16 protein-coding genes are annotated in these 17,003 nt (G+C 69.6%); 8 read left to right on the top strand and 8 right to left on the bottom strand.

The annotated features are described in order from the left end of the window. Positions 1-360 precede the first annotated feature (360 nt). Positions 361-1,167, top strand: coding sequence for an alpha/beta fold hydrolase (locus EV193_RS25700; protein ID WP_130347328.1), 807 nt, complete (start codon positions 361-363; stop codon positions 1,165-1,167). A gap of 6 nt (positions 1,168-1,173) precedes the next feature. Here the strand turns inward: EV193_RS25700 and EV193_RS25695 are convergent, their stop codons facing one another. Further along, positions 1,174-2,040 (bottom strand): poly(ethylene terephthalate) hydrolase family protein, encoded by an 867-nt coding sequence (locus EV193_RS25695; RefSeq protein WP_242613666.1) that lies wholly within the window; start codon positions 2,038-2,040, stop codon positions 1,174-1,176. 225 nt (positions 2,041-2,265) lie between these two features. On the opposite strand from EV193_RS25695, the gene EV193_RS25690 reads away from it, so the two are divergent. Beyond that, entirely contained in the window at positions 2,266-3,039 is a 774-nt protein-coding gene (locus EV193_RS25690) for a S1 family peptidase (RefSeq protein WP_130347324.1), read from the top strand. Here EV193_RS25690 and EV193_RS25685 read toward each other — a convergent pair. Genes EV193_RS25685 through EV193_RS25675 form a run of 3 tightly spaced genes read right to left on the bottom strand, consistent with a single transcriptional unit; the run spans position 2,999 to position 5,757 of the window. After that, positions 2,999-3,844 (bottom strand): LGFP repeat-containing protein, encoded by an 846-nt coding sequence (locus tag EV193_RS25685; RefSeq protein ID WP_130347322.1) that lies wholly within the window; start codon positions 3,842-3,844, stop codon positions 2,999-3,001. The two genes, EV193_RS25690 and EV193_RS25685, sit on opposite strands and share 41 nt — an antisense overlap. Positions 3,845-3,862: 18 nt before the next feature. After that, the gene (locus EV193_RS25680) at positions 3,863-4,357 is read right to left on the bottom strand and encodes a DUF6912 family protein (protein WP_130347320.1); all 495 of its coding nucleotides are present in this window, start codon (positions 4,355-4,357) and stop codon (positions 3,863-3,865) included. Beyond that, entirely contained in the window at positions 4,354-5,757 is a 1,404-nt protein-coding gene (locus tag EV193_RS25675) for a WS/DGAT/MGAT family O-acyltransferase (RefSeq protein ID WP_130347318.1), read from the bottom strand. Before EV193_RS25675 ends, EV193_RS25680 begins: the two co-directional genes overlap by 4 nt. A gap of 25 nt (positions 5,758-5,782) precedes the next feature. On the opposite strand from EV193_RS25675, the gene EV193_RS25670 reads away from it, so the two are divergent. The 5 genes from EV193_RS25670 (at position 5,783) to EV193_RS25650 (ending at position 10,008) form a co-directional block, all read left to right on the top strand. Further along, positions 5,783-6,550, top strand: a complete 768-nt coding sequence (locus EV193_RS25670; protein WP_130347316.1) for a TrmH family RNA methyltransferase — start codon at positions 5,783-5,785, stop codon at positions 6,548-6,550. Between the two features lie 132 nt (positions 6,551-6,682). Continuing rightward, on the top strand, positions 6,683-7,243 hold the full coding sequence (locus EV193_RS25665) for an Rv3235 family protein (RefSeq protein ID WP_130347314.1): 561 nt from the start codon (positions 6,683-6,685) through the stop codon (positions 7,241-7,243). 40 nt (positions 7,244-7,283) lie between these two features. Then, positions 7,284-8,135 carry an alpha/beta fold hydrolase gene (locus tag EV193_RS25660; protein WP_242613664.1) on the top strand — a complete coding sequence of 284 codons (852 nt, stop codon included), beginning with the start codon at positions 7,284-7,286 and terminating at the stop codon, positions 8,133-8,135. Positions 8,136-8,513: 378 nt separating this feature from the next. Then, a complete protein-coding gene (locus EV193_RS25655; protein ID WP_130347310.1) occupies positions 8,514-8,819 on the top strand; it encodes a hypothetical protein in 306 nt (101 codons plus the stop codon). A 136-nt stretch (positions 8,820-8,955) separates the two neighbouring features. Then, positions 8,956-10,008, top strand: coding sequence for a PQQ-dependent sugar dehydrogenase (locus EV193_RS25650; RefSeq protein ID WP_130347308.1), 1,053 nt, complete (start codon positions 8,956-8,958; stop codon positions 10,006-10,008). A gap of 89 nt (positions 10,009-10,097) precedes the next feature. On the opposite strand, the gene EV193_RS25645 is transcribed toward EV193_RS25650, so the two are convergent. Continuing rightward, positions 10,098-10,532 (bottom strand): MarR family winged helix-turn-helix transcriptional regulator, encoded by a 435-nt coding sequence (locus EV193_RS25645; RefSeq protein WP_242613663.1) that lies wholly within the window; start codon positions 10,530-10,532, stop codon positions 10,098-10,100. A 74-nt stretch (positions 10,533-10,606) separates the two neighbouring features. Here EV193_RS25645 and EV193_RS25640 point away from each other — a divergent pair, with 74 nt between their 5' ends. Beyond that, positions 10,607-11,455, top strand: a complete 849-nt coding sequence (locus EV193_RS25640; protein WP_130347304.1) for a nuclear transport factor 2 family protein — start codon at positions 10,607-10,609, stop codon at positions 11,453-11,455. Positions 11,456-11,575: 120 nt separating this feature from the next. Here the strand turns inward: EV193_RS25640 and secA are convergent, their stop codons facing one another. The 3 genes from secA to EV193_RS25625 form a co-directional block, all read right to left on the bottom strand. Next, positions 11,576-14,467 carry a preprotein translocase subunit SecA gene (gene secA, locus EV193_RS25635; RefSeq protein WP_130347302.1) on the bottom strand — a complete coding sequence of 964 codons (2,892 nt, stop codon included), beginning with the start codon at positions 14,465-14,467 and terminating at the stop codon, positions 11,576-11,578. Positions 14,468-14,949: 482 nt separating this feature from the next. Beyond that, a complete protein-coding gene (gene hpf / locus EV193_RS25630; protein ID WP_130347300.1) occupies positions 14,950-15,624 on the bottom strand; it encodes a ribosome hibernation-promoting factor, HPF/YfiA family in 675 nt (224 codons plus the stop codon). Between the two features lie 551 nt (positions 15,625-16,175). Continuing rightward, entirely contained in the window at positions 16,176-16,844 is a 669-nt protein-coding gene (locus tag EV193_RS25625) for a ComF family protein (RefSeq protein WP_130347298.1), read from the bottom strand. Between the last annotated feature and the right edge of the window lie 159 nt (positions 16,845-17,003).

Genomic DNA, 17,003 nt, shown 5'->3' with positions numbered 1-17,003 from the left:
TCTCGCGCCATGTGGACTGCCCGGTCAAGCAGTTGATCAGCCTCGGCTCGGCTGACCAACCTTCGATCCTGAGATCCCTCAGAAGTAGTGGCCAAGGTGACGGCAACGACAAATCCGAGAACCGCGACCGTCGCTACGACCGCTCGAATGAAAGGTCGTCGCGTCCACAAGTTGCTCATCGGACACCCTTCGACACCGAAGCTCACTCTATCGCCACAGTGCGTGCGACTCGGCCAGTCGAGGCGAGCCCTGAACCACCACCGTTCTGACCGGCTTTGAGATTGTTCGCCGCGGGGCGACGATTCGGCGCGGGGACCGGGGTCCTACCCGTGACACCACAGACTCACGGAAGGAACGGCCATGACCACCTCGCACACTCTCGACATCCCCGGCGGCACGCTGCACTACGAGGTGCGCGGCTCCGGCCCGCTCCTGCTGGTCATGGGCTCGCCCATGGCCGCCTCGTACTTCGCGCCCCTGGCCGACGCGCTTGCCGGCGACCACACCGTCGTGACGCACGACCCGCGCGGGATCTCCGCCAGCAAGCTGGACGACCCGAACGGCCCCTCCACCCCCGAGTTGCGCGCCGACGATGTGGCCGCGCTGCTCGACGCGCTGGGTGCCGAGTCGGCCGACCTGTTCGGTACCAGTGGCGGCGCGGTGACCGTGCTGGCCTTCGCCGAGCGGCACCCCGGCCGGGCGCGCACGCTGGTCGCGCACGAGCCTCCGTTGCTCGAACTGCTGCCGGCGGCCGAAGCCGCTGAGCAGCGCGCGGCCGTGGACGAGATGGTGGAGATCTTCCACCGCGACGGGCTCGGGGCCGCGATGGCCAAGTTCATGGGCAACGCCGGCTTCGACGACGACGCCGAGGGCCCGCCGCCGAGCGACAACCCGGAGCAGGACTACGCCGACGGCTGCCGCATGTTCACCGCCGAGATCCGGCCCACCACCCGGCACCTGCCGGACCTCGACGCGATCGCACGCGGCGTGGGGCGCGTCGTGGTCGGCGTGGGCGTCGAATCGGGTGACCTGATCGTCTCTCGCACGTCAGAAATCCTCGCCGAGAAGCTCGGCACCACGGTGACGGACTTCCCCGGCGACCACGGCGGCTTCATCCCTCAGCCGATCGAGTTCGCCGACGCGCTGCGCAAGGCCCTGGCGGGCTGACCGCGATCAGTACGGGCAGGTGGACCGGTACTCCGAGATCTTGTCGTCCGGCTGGGGCGGCGGGCACAGGAACACGCTGTACTCGCCGTTCCCGTCCACGAACCGCTTGAGCCAGGACGTGGCCTGCCGCGCGATCCACGGGTTCGGCGAATTGGTGACCATATGGTCGGCGCCGCGCAATTCCTGATACGCCTTGGGCAGAGTGGTGGGCAGGCTGTCGTAGAACGGCTCGGCATGCTGGCCGACCGGCGCGATGGCGTCCGCCTCGGCTCCGATGATCAGCGTCGGCGTCCGCACCGTCCCCCACGCCTTGTTCAGGTGCCACGGCGCGAGCGGGACCGCCGCCTTCAGCGCCGGCTGTTTCACCGCGGCGGCAAGGCTTCCGCCACCGCCCATGGAGTGACCCATCACGGCCAGCCGCCCGGCGTCGACCTTGTCCTTGGCCGGGCTCGACTTGGTCACGTAGTCCAGCGCGGCGAGCAGTTGGTCACCGCGCTGGTCGGGCTGGTCGAACGGGGACAGCGTGTTCATGGTGACCACCACGAAGCCGTGCGACGCCAGGTGCGGGCCGTACCAGGAGATCGCAGGCTCCAACTCGGTGAAGCCCGGCGACACGGCGACCCCGCCGAACAGGCCTGTCCCGCCTCGGGGAATCCAGAGGTTCCCGCCGGCGAATCCCGGACCCGCCGGTGCCGCCACCTTCTCCACCTGGAACGGACCAGGCTTCTCCGGATCGTCGGGGGCGACCGCGACCGTGCTCGCGGGCGCGCCGGTCGCGTGCGCCACCGTGACGGCGGCGCCACCGGTGAACAGCAGCGCGAACGCCAGGAACACTCTGATCAACGAACCGCCAAAACGGTTGGAAGGCCGCACGTCGATTCCTTTCTCCGCACTGAGAACGCACTGCGGTAAAACCTTACGGCCGTGGCCGTTCCTGCTCCATGGCATGTACTCGACCGGGTGGTTCTTCGTAGCCCGGTGACAAATTTCTCGATGCTGGCGGCCGGCTACGTAGCCCGCTACGTGGTTCGCACGATGTGACGTCCGAGCACGGCCCGCCACCCTGCCGGGGAACCAGGCAACGAAAGGGGTCCGCCGATGCGGTTTCGCATCATAGCCTCGGCAACCGGCATCGCACTCGCGCTGACGGCAACGCTCGTCGGTGCCGCCGGCGCCGCGTCCGACAACGCTTCCGACGACGTCCAGCCACGGATCATCGGTGGCAAGCCCGCGTCGGAGGACTACTCCTTCTACACAAAGCTGTTGGAGGGCGGGAAGTTCCGCTGCGGTGCGGCGCTGATTACTCCGCAATGGCTGGCGACGGCCAAGCATTGCATCACGATGGCCCACCCGAATTCGGTGCGCGTGGGCGGCACCGAACTGACCAGTGGCGAGGAGATCGCGATCGAGAAGGTCGTGCCGGGCCCTGGCAGCGACAATCCCGGCCCCGGCAGCGACTTCGGCCTGATCAAACTGGCCAAGCCCGCCACGGGCGCGCCGGTCGGCATCACGTCCGAACCGCTGGACACCGGCGCCGCCGTGCGGATCATGGGCCACGGCCTCACCTGCCCGACCCGAGGCTGCGGCGAACCGCCCCAGCAACTGCAGGAGCTGGACACCAAGCTGGTGACCGGATGCGCCCTACTGGACCCGCAGGCCGAGCTGTGCGTCGGCGATCAGTCCGCCAAGGGCGCCTGCTTCGGCGACTCCGGTGGCCCGCTCGTGGTCAAGGTGGACGGCCGCTGGCAACTCGGCGGCACCACCAGTCGCCTCGGCGGCTTCTTCCCGGTATGCGCCAGCGCCCCATCGGTCTACAACAGCGTGCCGCACTTCAAATCCTGGATCGAGCAGCACACCGGTCCACTGTCCTGACGCCCGCCGGGGTGCTGCGTGTGCGATACCAGAGACGCGCGACGACCTCGCCGGTGGCACGGTTCCAGGTCACGTAACCGCCCTGGAAATTGGAGCGCTTGCCGCTCGTTGTGTCGAGTTCGTCGGACGTCGGGTAACCGAGGAATGATTTCTCCGCGTCCATGGCGAGCCACCGGTCGCGAATCGCGCCCTTGACTCCGTGCACGCCGGTGAATCGCGTCCAGTAGATCGACGCGCCGGCACCGTCATTGCCGAGGAAATCGTTGTACTCGCCGTTCAGGTCACGCGTCGGGAGCGTGTCGGTAATCGGCTGACCGTAGGTTCCACGCTCCCAGTCCGAGTGCTCCCACAGCCAGTGCACCTGGCCGGACACCAGCTTCACGCCGAGGTCGGCCCGCCAGTAGATCGACGTGCCGCCACTGGCCGAGGTACCCGAGAAGTGGTTGTACCGCCCCGAGTTCGCCGAAGGGCACTCGTCGGTGACCGGCGCGCCGTACGCCTCGTGCCCGCCCTTGGACAGGTACTTCTCGAGGATCGCGCCGTGCGACTCGCGCGCCCCCGTGTCGGACGCCCAGTACATTCTGCCGCGCTGGTAATCGCGGTACCGAATACCCTCGCCGACCTCGTCGCCGGCCGGTGCGCCGAGCAGCGCACGCAATTGTGAATCAGCCGAATACCGCGCGTCGATCGCGGACTTGGTCATTTGCGCCGTCCGATCCGGCGGGCGGTAGGCGCATTCCGCGACGGCCGCCGCGGTCCCCTGCCCCAGTGCGATGAAACCCGATGCCGCGATGGCCGCGACCATGGGTTTGTCAGACGCGGCCTACATCAGCTCGAGGAGAAACGGCAGCTCCTGGCGCGCGTACCAGGCCAGCTCGTGGTCCTCGGCGTCGCCGAGGGTGAACTCCGCGTCCGGGTCGCCGAGATCGGCCGCGTCCACCACCTCGGCGGCGGCCCGCACGGCGTCCTCGGCCTCGGCGGTGTCCAGGTGCACCGCGGCCACCGTGTCCATCGGGATCGGCCCGGCCAGCTTCACCACCGCGTTGTCCAGGTCCGGGCGCAGCGTCGCGTCCTCCACGTCGGCGGACACCACCGCCCGCCGGGGCTGCGCGTCCGGGTCACCCGCGATCAGCCGCAGCGACGCCCGCGCGGCGTCCAGCATCGCGGCGTACTCCAGCTCCTCGGCCGATCCGGTGGCGTAGGACTCGCGCAGCGCCGGCGTGAGCGCGAACGCCGTGCCGTTCACCGCGGCCAGCTCGCCCTTCTCGTTCAGCTCACGCAGCATCGCCACGGTCGCGGGGAGATAAACGCGGGTCATACCGCCACCGTAGCCGTCAACTCCTCGACCGACTCCTCCAGCATCCTGGCCAGCGTGTCCACATCGGACAGTGCGTCCCGGTCGCCGTTGAACCCGACGTACACCCCGCCGTCGTAGGACGTCACGCCGATCGCCAGCGCCTGGTTCGGCAGCAGCGGCATCACCGGGAACATCTCCACCATGCGCGCGTTGCCCGCGTACACCGGCGTCTGCGGGCCAGGCACGTTGGTAACCACCAGGTTGAAGAACCGCTTGGAGAACGACCCGGCCGCCCGCGCGCCCAGCGAGTGCAGCGTGGGCGGCGCGAACCCGCCGAGCCGCAGCAGCGCGCCGGCCGCGACCGAGCGGCCCGAGTAGTTGTGCGCCCGCATCGCGTGGCCGACGTGCTGCAGCCGCACCACCGGACTCGGCTCGCCGACCGGCAGGTCCACCAGATGCGGGCTGACCTTGTTGCCGATCAGGGTCGGGGTGGAGCCGTCCAGCTCGTCCCTGATCGCCAGCGGCACCAGCGCGCGCAGCGTGGTGGACGCGTCCACGCTCTCGCCGCGGGACAGCAGCCAGGTGCGCAGCGCGCCGGTGATCAGCGCGAGCACCACGTCGTTGATCGTGCCGCCGTGCTCGGCGCGCACCCCGCGCAGGTCCTCCAGCCGCGCCCGCGCCACGGCGAACCGCCGCTGCTGGGAGATCGGCACGTTCAGCGGGCCGCTCGGGGCCTTGCGCGCGGCCGTGCCGAGCGCGGACACCAGCTCGCCGAGCACGTTGCCGGCCTTGCGGGCGGTGGTGACCGCGTCGGTGGCGGCGGTGCGCACGCCGTCCAGCGCGCCCATGGGGCTGCGCACGGTTTCCGCCACGGCGTCGAGCACCAGCTTGGTGCCGCTTGGCGAGCGGCGCGGGGTCCACGCCTCCTCGTCCGAGTCGGCCTCCTCGGGCGACGGCTCCAGAATGAGCTGACCGAGGTCGATCGTGCGCACGCCGTCCACCAGCGCCGGGTGCGTCTTGGTCACCAGCGCCACCTTGTTGCCGGCCAGCCCCTCGACGAAGTACGCCTCCCACAGCGGCCGGCTGTGGTCCAGCGGCCGGGAGATCAGCCGCGCGACCAGGTCGTGCAGTGCCTCGTCGGTACCCGGCTCGGGGAGCGCCGAGCGACGCACGTGATACGTCAGGTCGAAGTCGGGATCATCGACCCACACCGGGCGCGCGAGATGCCCCGGCACGCCGAGCACCTTCTGCCGGTAGCGCGGCACGAGCGACAGCCGCGACGCGATCAGCTGCACCATCTGCGTGTAGTCCAGGCCGGATCGCGGCCGCTGGAAGATCGCGACACCGCCCACGTTCATTCCTGGCGCGTCGTCCGACAGATACAGGAACGACGCGTCGAGTGCCGAGAGGCGGTCCGCCATGAGTCGATCCTGACACACGCGTGCGATGCTCAGTGCCGTGAGGGAAGGCACGTCACCCAAGGATCGCTTCGTCACGGTGTACGGGCGCAGGCCCGTGCTGGAGGCGCTGGACGACCCCGCGCTGGACGTGGACAAGGTCGTACTCGCCGAGACGGTGCGCGGAGCCGGCGCCGCGGAGATCACCGACGCCGCGCGCCGCCGTGGGGTGCCGGTCCAGCGAGCCAGTGCGCATCGCGTGAAAGTGTTGGCAGGCAACGGAAAGCAGGACCAGGGCGTGCTGGCCGACGTGGTCGCGCCGCGCATGCGTAGGCTGTCCGACGCGTTGTCGTCCGGCGCGCCGCCGCGCACCGTGCTGCTGCTGGACGGCATCACCACGCCGGCCAATGTGGGCATGATCCTGCGCACCGCGACGGCCGCGGGGCTGGACGGGATCGCGGTGCCCCGGCGGGGAGTGGCGAGCATCGACCCGCTGGTGGTGAAGGCGTCGGCCGGGGTGGCGTTCCACGCGCCGGTGCTGCGCTGCGGCACGGCGGCGGAGGCGGCCGGCGAACTGCGCGCCGCCGGGTACCCGCTGTTCGCGCTGGACGCGGGCGCGCGGGAGTCGGTGTTCGACGCGGAGATGCCGGCACGGGCGGCGTTCGTGCTCGGCAGCGAGACGGCCGGGGTGACCGACGAGGTGAGCGTGCGGGTCAACCGGTGGGTGTCGATCCCGATGAGCGGCGGCGTCGAGTCGCTGAACGTGGCCAGCGCGGCCGCGGTGCTGTGCTTCGAACTGGTGCGCCGCCGAGGCTGACGCACTACACGGGCGGGGTGTGGCCCGAGTGGGTTTCCCGCCGATTCACCGTGACGGGTGGCGGCTGTCCCCACGCGGAGAGTGATCGCGTTCTGTTCGCCGGATTCGGGACACCGACACTGGGGACACGCCATGACCGCCGCGCTCGCCTACGCCGTCGAACCACGTTTCAGACCCGCCGCCCGGCGGCGCAGGGGCCCTCGGCTGATCATCCGGCCGCTGCCGGAGTACGAGCCGCCCACCGAGCGGCTGCCGCCCGACGGCGACCCGGACGCGGCGGAGGAGGACTGGCCGAACCTGTACCCGGCGACCGGTCCGCAGCTCACGCTCGTGCTGCCGGTCACCGAGCGGCCGGCGTCGCAGGAGCGCGACGACCGGGACGCGACCGACCTGGGGCTGCGCCGGATGATGACGGTCGTGCTCGAGGTGCTGGACGGGCACCGGCCGGTCGGCCAGTTGCGCACGCTGCTGACCAACCCGGCGTACGAGTCGCTGCTGACCAGGGTGCGCGCCTCGACCGCCCGGCACCGGTTGCGGTCGCTGTACACCTGCCGGCCGGCCGACGGCGTGATCGAACTGTGCGCGACGGTGAACGTGACCACTCGCGACGGCCGGCGCAGGGTGCTGGCGGCGGCCGGCCGGGTGGAGCTGACCCGCAGGGGCTGGCGGTGCACGGTCCTCCGGATGCTCTGATCTATTATTGGAGTTGACACTCGACTAATTGGAGCACCTGTTGAGCGACCCCACGTTCGTCCTGGTCACCGGCTCGGGCGCGACCTCGTTCCTGTGGAACCCGCTGGTCACCGAGATCGCCCTGCGCGGCCACCGCGCGCTGCCCGTCGAACTGCCCGGCCACGGCTTCGACGCGGTGTTCCCGGCCGGCTACGACAGCCCGCAGGACACCGGGGTGCTCACCGGCGCGCCGTCCCCGCTGGCCGGCCTCAGCCTCGCCGACTACGCCGAGCACACCACCGGCGTCGTGCGGCGGGTCGCCGAGCACGGTCCGGTCGTGCTGGTCGGACACAGCCTCGGCGGCAGCACGGTCACCCGGGTGACCAACGCCGTGCCGGACCTGCTGGCCAGAATCGTGTACCTGAGCGCCTACTGCTGCGTGGACTCCGCGTCCGTGCCGTCCTACGCGCCGTCGCATCCCGCGCCGGACAGCCCGCTCGCACGGGCCAGGACCACCGCGTTCCTCGGCGACCCGCGCCGCACCGGCGTGTCCCGCACCAACCCGCGCACCGGCGACCCGAGCGTGCTGGAGGTGCAGCACGCGCTGCTCATGGCCGACCTGGACGCCGCGCGAGTGCCGGCCGTGCTGGCCTACGCCACCCAGCCGGACGAGCCGATCCAGGTGATCATCGCCGACGCCAGGGTGGACGAGAAAACCTGGGGCCGGGTGCCGCGCAGCTACATCCGCACCAGCCGCGACGAGGTCGTGCCGCCCGAGGTGCAGGACCGCATGATCGCCGAGGCCGACCGGCTCGTGCCGGACAACCCGTTCACCGTGCACACCGTGGACGGCAGCCACTTCGCGCCGATCTCTCGTCCCGCCGAAATCGCCGATCTGCTCGTGTCGACATAGAACCCGACAGCCAAGAAAAGCCAGGCACCCTATGCGCTCGACGACGTTGTCGCACCCGCTAATGCACACGGTCGAGTGAATCAGTTATCCCATCGGGGGAATGGCACTTGTCTCGCGCCGCGCGTTAACACGTCGACTGGCAGCATCCCGCCTTGATGATTATGGGCAATTGTCAGCGGTGGCTCCTTCATCGTGTTCTGCGCTCTGGACGCGATTGAAGGTCCGCCGCACGGTCGGAGCCCGCAGGACGGAATTGAGTCGACCGTTCCCACGGACCACCTCCTTCGCACCCACGGGCTCTGACCTCCCCATAGTCATCCGAGGGACCCCACCCTCATCGCGAATAACTGTGAAGTGTTGTCGTATCAGGGAGTTTCTATGCGAAAGTTCGCAGCTCGATCCGCCATTGCCCTGGCCGCGGCCGGCCTGGTCTGCTTCGGAAGTGCTTCGACCGCGTCTGCGGACGAGCGGACCGGTGGCGATGGCGTGACCTGCCCGATGACGTACACGAATGACGTGCCGACCAACGCCGATTACCTCAACGCCTGGAACAACGCGGGCGCGTGTCTGGGTGCCGGCGCGGCCGAGGGCCTCTCGGCGGCATGGGCCGGCGCGTTTCCGACAATCGTCGGTGGCGCGCTGAACACGCCGCTGCCGGGCATGCCGGGTATGCCGGTTCGCTGACTGTCGAGTGGCTGACCGCCGCTTCGCCGATCCGTGCGACGCGGCGGTCGGCCATTGTCAAACCAGACTTCCAGCGCTTGTCCTCCTCATCCGGCCGTAGCAGACTGACGCCACACCCTGCTAATGAGGAGTCACTATGCGTGCACATCGAGGTGTCGCGCTGGCCGTGGTGGCCGCGGCGACCGTCGCAGTAGGACCCGCCGCGGCGGCCAGCCAGGAGATGGCGCCCCCGCGGGCAGCCGATCCGGTGGTCGTCGCGTCCCAGTTGAACGTTCCGTGGGCGATCGCGTTCCTGCCCGACGGCTCCGCACTGTTCACCGAGCGGAACACCGCCAAGATCAGGTCCATCCGGGACGGCCAGGTCGCCGACGTGCAGACCGTGCCCGACGTGGCCGCGAGCGGTGAGGGCGGCCTGCTCGGCATCGCCGTCTCGCCGAAGTACGCCGAGGACAAGTCGGTCTTCGTGTACTACACCGCCCAGTCCGACAACCGGATCGCCAAGCTGGTGCTCGGCGAGCAGCCACAGCCGATCCTCACCGGCATCCCGAAGGCATCGATCCACAACGGCGGCCGGATCGAGTTCGGCCCGGACGGCTACCTGTACGCCGGCGCGGGCGACGCGGGCAGCACCGGCAACGCGCAGAACCCCGACTCGCTCGGCGGCAAGATCCTGCGGATGACGACGGACGGCAAGCCCGCGCCGGACAACCCGACCCCCGGCTCGCTGGTGTACAGCCTCGGGCACCGCAACGTGCAGGGGCTGACCTGGGACGACAGTGGTCGGATGTACGCCTCCGAGTTCGGCCAGAACACCTGGGACGAGCTGAACCTGATCAACCCAGGCGGCAACTACGGCTGGCCGGAGTGCGAGGGCACCTGCTCCGACGACCGGTTCGTGAACCCGCTGCGCACCTGGTCGACGGCGGAGGCCTCGCCCAGCGGGCTGGGCTTCTACCAGGGGCACCTGTACATGGCGGGCCTGCGCGGCCAGCGGCTCTGGCAGATCCCGGTGAACGGCGACGGCACGGTCGGCGAGCCCCGGGGGCTGTGGCACGAGACCTACGGCCGGCTGCGCGCGGTCGCCGCCGCACCGGGCGACGCGCTCTGGGTCGGCACGAGCAACCGGGACGGCCGGGGCGACCCCGCACCCGACGACGACCGGATCCTCAGCGTCACCGGCACGCCCTGACCTGCGCCTCCCCGTGGCCGGCGTACTTTCGCGGGCTAAAGTACGCCAAACATGAACGGAGCGATCGCTAAGTTTCGGACACCGGGGCGCTAGTCGGCCAGCTCGTCGAGCACGGCGCGGAAGGTGTGGTCGAAGACCTGGTAGACGTCCTCGCCGAGGGCGTCGGCCAGGCGTGCCTCGATCTCCCCGATGGCCTCGTCCGACAGCCGCAGGACCTCGAGCCCTCGGTCGGTCGGGATCACCAGCTTCGCGCGGCGGTCGGTCTCCTCGGAGCGGCGCGCCACGTACCCGAGCGCTTCCAGGTCGTCCACGATCCGGCCGATGACCTGCTTGTGACGCCCCGACCGGCGCGCGATCTCACTGGTGCGGGTGCCGTCCTCGTCGAGGTGGGCGAAGACCGCGCCGTGCAGCCGGGTGACCCGCCCGTGGCCGGCCAGTTCCAGACGCTCGTACAGCTCGTCCTGGACCGCGAACAGCAGCCGGGCGGCCAGGACGCCCAGGCCGGGCCTTCGGTGAGAGCTCACGCTTTGGAATCCTATGGTACAACTGAGTTAGTCACAATTTTTGACTATCACAGTTGGTTACGAAGGAGCGAGTCATGCCGGCAATCAGCCGCTACACACCGGACGACGTGGACACCTGGTACCAGGCGCGCGAGCGCCAGATCTTCCTCGGCGACGTGGTCGACTCGGACGACGACGTCGCGATGGGCGTCGGCTTCGCCCGGTACGCGCCAGGCGAGTCCAACGCCTGGGTGGTCACCTACGACGAGGTTCTCGTGGTCACCAAGGGAACCTTCACGGTCACCTCGGCCGACGGGCACGGCACCACGGCCGGCGTCGGCGAGCTGATCTACCTCCGCAAGGACACGGAACTGGTCTACTCCACCGGTGACACCGGCGCCGAGCTGGTCTACGTGACCTACCCGCTCTGGATGGACGCCCAGCAGCGGTCGCCGCACGCGGCCCTGCTCGACGCGTTCCATCCAGCGGACGTCGCCCAGCGACTGCCCGAGGCGGCCGCGTCGTCGAACGTGGCACTGCTGCGGCGCATTTGGGATCCACTGGAGCGCGGCGAGTCGGACGACTTCCAGCCCTTCATGGACGCGCTGGCCGACGACGTGGTCTTCGAGCTGCCCGTCGGAGACCTCGACGGTAAGCGCGCCGTGGCCGACTACTTCACCCACGCCGCCGGCCTCGTCGAGTTCCACCCGTTCGAGAAGCCGCTGGAGTACTACGGCGACGGCTCGCGAGTGGTGATCGTGGGCGCCGAGACCTTCCGGGTCAAGGACACCGGCGTGGCCCACAGCGCCGAGTGGGCCTGGGTCGTGCACTTCCACGACGGGCTGATCAGCCGGATCGTCCACATCCAGGACCTCACCGACGTCGCGGACACGATCAGGGAAGCGGTGTCCAGGTCGGCGAAGCAGGAGGACATCGCCGTCTGACCGCGGCCCCACCCGAAGGCGACGCCGCGGCCGGCGATCGACCGGCCAGGACGTGTCTGATGAACCTCGGTCGATGGGCTTCGTCGCGAAGACCGCGACCATGGGTTTGTCAGACGCGGCCTAGCGGCGGGCGCCCTTCTTGCCGCCCTTCTTGCCGCGCGTCTGCTTGGCCTGCGCGCGGGCCGCCTCGCGACGCTCTCGACGAGTGCCGCCCTGCGCGCCGTCCGAGTCGCCGTCACCGCCGCCGTGCGACTCGACGTCGCCGGACTCGGTCGGCCCGCTGTAGGTCAGGCCACGCGGCTGGTCCGGCTGGTCCAGGCCCCGGCCCCGCAGCGCGGGCGGGATCTGGGTGGTCTTCTCCGCGTCGGTCTCCGGCGGCACACCGTCCCGGGGTGCCGGCGAGGGCCGCGCGGCGTGCCGGCCGGACGGGGCGCCGGGCGTCTGCCCGTCACCGTTCGGCGTGACACCGGCGGGCACCGCCTGCTGCGGCGCCTGCTCCTGCGTCTCGGCCTGCTCGACCTGCAGGTTGAACAGGAAGCCGACGGTCTCCTCCTTCAACGCGTCGAGCATGACGTTGAACATGTCGAAGCCCTCGCGCTGGTACTCGATCACCGGGTCGCGCTGGGCCATCGCGCGCAGCCCGATGCCCTCCTTGAGGTAGTCCATCTCGTAGAGGTGCTCGCGCCACTTGCGGTCCAGCACCGACAGCAGGACCCGCCGCTCCAGCTCGCGCATCGCACCGTCACCGACCTGCGCGTTGATGTCCGCCTCACGCCGCTCGTAGGCCTCCAGCGCGTCGGCGGTGATCGCCTCCTGCAGCGTCTCGGCGGTCAGGTCGGAGCCCTCGTTCTCGACCTGGTCGACCAGCTCGTCCCAGGTGAGCGAGATCGGGTACAGCTGCTTGAGCGCGGTCCACAGCTTCTCGTGGTCCCAGTCCTCGGCGTACCCGTCGGCGGTGGCACCGTTGACGTATGCGGTGGCCACGTCGGTGATCATGTGCCGGACCTGGTCCTGCAGGTCCTCACCCTCCAGCACGCGGCGCCGCTCGTCGTAGATGACGGTGCGCTGCTGGTTCATCACCTCGTCGTACTTGAGGACGTTCTTGCGGACCTCGAAGTTCTGCTGCTCGACCTGCGACTGGGCGCTCTTGATCGCCCGGGTGACCATCTTGTGCTCGATCGGCACGTCCTCGGGCACCCGCAGCCGGGTCATCACGGTCTCGACCATCGCGGCGTTGAACCGGCGCATCAGCTCGTCACCGAGCGACAGGTAGAACCGCGACTCGCCTGGGTCACCCTGACGGCCGGAGCGGCCACGCAGCTGGTTGTCGATACGGCGCGACTCGTGCCGCTCGGTGCCCAGCACGTACAGGCCGCCGGCGTCGATGACCTCCTCGGCCTCCGCGGAGACGGCCTCGCGCGCCTTCTCCAGCGCCTGGGGCAGCGCGACCTTCCACTCCTCGAACGTCTCGACCGGGTCCAGCCCGCGCGAGCGCAGCTCCTCCTCGGCGAGGTGATCGGGGTTGCCGCCGAGCATGATGTCGGTGCCTCGACCGGCCATGTTGGTGGCCACCGTGACCGCGCCCTTGTGGCCGGCCTGGGCGATGATCGCCGACTCCCGCTCGTGGTGCTTGGCGTTCAGCACCTCGTGCGGAATTCCCTTGCGCACCAACAGTTTCGACAGGTACTCGGACCGCTCGACGCTGGTCGTACCGATCAGGACCGGCTGGCCCTTCTCGTGCCGCTCGCCGATGTCCTCGGCGACCGCGTCGAACTTGGCCTGCTCGGTCTTGTAGATCAGGTCGGCCTGGTCGAGCCGGACCATCGGCCGGTTGGTCGGGATCGGCACGACGCCGACCTTGTAGATCTGGTGCAGCTCGGCCGCCTCGGTCTGGGCGGTACCGGTCATGCCGGAGAGCTTGTCGTAGAGGCGGAAGTAGTTCTGCAGGGTGATCGTGGCCAGCGTCTGGTTCTCGGCCTTGATCTCCACCTTCTCCTTGGCCTCGATGGCCTGGTGCATGCCCTCGTTGTAGCGGCGCCCGGCGAGGATGCGACCGGTGAACTCGTCGACGATCAGGACCTCGCCGTTGCGGACGATGTAGTCCTTGTCCTTCTTGTAGAGCTCCTTGGCCTTCAGCGCGTTGTTCAGGTACCCGACCAGCGGGGTGTTGGCCGCCTCGTACAGGTTCTCGATGCCGAGCTGGTCCTCGACGAGCTCGACGCCCTTCTCGGTCACGCCGACCGTGCGCTTGCGCTCGTCCACCTCGTAGTGGGTGTCCTTCTGCATCATCGGCGACAGGCGGGCGAACTCGGTGTACCAGCGGGAGGACTGGTCGGCCGGGCCGGAGATGATCAGCGGGGTGCGCGCCTCGTCGATCAGGATCGAGTCGACCTCATCCACCACGGCGAAGTTGTGCCCGCGCTGCACGCAGTCGTCCAGGCTCCACGCCATGTTGTCGCGCAGGTAGTCGAAGCCGAACTCGTTGTTGGTGCCGTAGGTGATGTCCGCGTGGTAGGCCTCGCGGCGCTGGTCGGGCGTCAGCTCGGAGAGGATCACGCCGACCTCGAGCCCGAGGAACCGGTGGATTCGGCCCATCCACTCGGCGTCACGCTTGGCCAGGTAGTCGTTCACCGTGACCACGTGCACGCTGTCGCCGGACAGCGCGTTCAGGTACGCGGGAAGCACACAGGTCAGGGTCTTGCCCTCACCGGTCTTCATCTCGGCGACCTGACCGAGATGCAGCGCCGCGCCGCCCATCACCTGCACGTCGAAGTGACGCTGGTTGAGCACCCGCTTGGCGGCCTCCCTGGCCACCGCGAACGCCTCGGGCAGCAGGTCGTCCAGGCTCTCGCCGTCATCGTGCCGCTTGCGGAACTCGTCTGTCTTCGCACGCAGCTGCGCGTCGGTCAGGTCGACGACATCGTCCTCGAGCCCGTTGACGCTCGCCGCGATGTGCGACAGACGCTTGAGCATCTTTCCCTCGCCCGCGCGGAGCAGTCGGGAGAACACCATCCGGTCGACCTCGCTAGCTGGTTCGTCACACGTCCGAACAGACGTGCCTTCGGCATCATCGTAGGCAACCCTCCCAGCACGGTGTACCGACGCGGGTACTTATCCGTCACGGCCGGGCCCACCCAGGCCCAACGGGCACCGCCCACCGAGGGTTCCCACTGCCCCAGACACACCACTGACCTCACGCAGCCGGGTGTGTTGACCGCACCGAGCGAAAGCCCGCTGAGGTCGAAACTCATTGTCGAGACGGTCGCCCTTACGACGCCGGAGGGACAGCGGGCGAGGAACGAGCCCGCTGTCGTGGAGGTGGCGTGGCTGGACCACCCAATCAACTCAGCCACCCACCTCGCGGCCCCCAACCACCCAAGCAAAACAACCACAGGCCGTCGGCGAAGCCGACTCGGCGACCTTGCCCTCGATAAAGAAACAAGCGAATCCCCCCGGACCTGCGAGGCCACACCGGAGGGATTCGCTTGTTTCGGCTAAACGAGCCGGATCACGCCGTAGTCGAATCCCTTCCTGCGGTAGACGACGGACGGCTGGCCCGAGTCCGCGTCGGCGAACAGGTAGAAGTCATGTCCGACCAGTTCCATCTCGTAGAGGGCCTGGTCGACGGTCATGGGCTTGGCGGGGTGCTCCTTCTCCCGCATCACCTGGCCTGGCGCACGGTCACGAACGCCGTCGGCCCAACGCTGTTCCGGAACCTCGGGCACGCCTTCGACGCTGTCGATGCTCCCCGTGCTCTCGGTTTCCGGTGCTTCCAGCACCGCGGTACGGGCGACCGAGCGCCCGTTGGCCCTGCCGTTGTTCAGGGCGGTGGCCTCCGCGACGGAGGCCGGGCTGCGTCGTCCGTAGTGCACCCGCCTGCGGTCGTGCAGCCGGCGGAGCCGGTTCTCGAGTTTTGTCACCGCGCTGTCGAGTGCGGCATAGAAGTCGCCGGCACTTGCCTCGGCTCTGACGGCCGGGCCCTTCCCCTTCCCCGTGATCTCGACGCGCTGACAGTTCTTCTGCTGCCGCCTGTTGGGTTCGTGGAACAACTCAACGTCGTAGCGGATGACCTTGCGGTCGTAGCGCTCGAGCCGGGTCAGCTTGTCCTCGACGTGCGCCCGGTAATGAGCGGGCACCTCGACGTTGCGACCCTTCACGACGATGTCCATACGCGACCTCCACTCGTTGCGAGTTCTGGTGCAACTGCTTCGGCGCCGGAATGCCGGTTCAACCGAGCGGCCACGAGAGCGAAGGGGGTCGGCCGGGACGTCTCCTCGGACGAGATCTCCACCGGCCTCAGTGGTCCTCCGGCGCCAGTGTCATGGGCTGGTCACCTCCTCACCGAACGCCGGAGCTCGGATCTCTCCGATAGCGACGCACGTTAGCTGGGAAAACTGGGAAGCAACAGCCCCCGGGGCGGGGAATGGCCGACCGCGACCGAGGGTCACGTAGCGCGACGACCAGGGAAGACCCCAATACTCGTGTCGGCTCGCCGCGTCCAGACGCAAGGGACGCCTTTCACCCCTCTGGCGCAGTGTCTGCCCCGCTGTGGGCGGTGTCTCGACTCGGTCGACCGGCGTCACGGGCACCTCCAAAGGGCTCACCGTCGTCTCGCCGAGCCGTCTCATACCCGGCCAACGTTGATCACCTTGGTGTGGTTCCCCCGCCATCTTCACTCTTCCGGGGGTACACCTGGCGTCCACGTCCCACAGTGCGGGCTTCACCCGGCCACCGTCAAGGCGAGCACGGTGGTGACTGTGACGCCGGCGCGCGCCAGCGTCGCCACGCACGCGGCGGCCGTCGCGCCGGTGGTGATCACGTCGTCCAGCACGACGACCGAGGTATCCGGCGGCGGACAGCCGGCTGGGTTGGGCAGCATCCCGCCGGCCAGGTTCGCGGCGCGCGCGGCCGGGTCGAGGCCGACCGAGTCGCGGGTGCGCCGGTGCAGCCGCAGCGCTGGCGCCACCGCCGCGGCCCGCCCCGACTCGGCGAGCGTGGCCGCCGTGTGCCGGGCCAGCCGCAGCATGTGCGAGCCGCCGCGCAGTCGTGCCGCCGACGGCCGGGACGGCGCGGGCACCAGCACCCACGTGCCGGCGCACGGCTGGACGCCGGGCAGCGACGGCAGCGCTGCGCCGAGCATCCGGCCCAGCGGCGCGGCGAGATCACGCCGACCGCGCTCCTTGTAGGCGAGCACCGCCCGGCGGGCTGGACCGGCGTAGGCGGCCAGCGCGTACATCGGCGGGCCGCCGCGTCTTCGCACCGGGAACGGGCCGTCCACGCCGGCGTGGCAGGCGGGACACCAGGCGTGCTCGGGCCGGCCGCACCCGGCACAGCGCACGGGCAGGACGAGGTCGAGCAGCAGCCGCATCGGCGCGCGAAGATCGGTCATGCGCCCACCATCGGCACGCGCACCGACAAACCAGCGATTCGGCGCACCCAAGGCCACCCTGGGTCCGCGCGGACAAGTACCAGGGGCCCGCCTCGGCGTGTCGTTAGCCACGCTAACGGGTTCAGCGGGCTCGACCCGTTCGGCTTGCTAACGGGTTCA

The organism is Herbihabitans rhizosphaerae, assembly GCF_004216555.1.
Classification (GTDB): domain Bacteria; phylum Actinomycetota; class Actinomycetes; order Mycobacteriales; family Pseudonocardiaceae; genus Herbihabitans; species Herbihabitans rhizosphaerae.
Note: the sequence above shows the minus strand (reverse complement) of the source record. Positions and strands in the feature narration are given on the sequence as shown.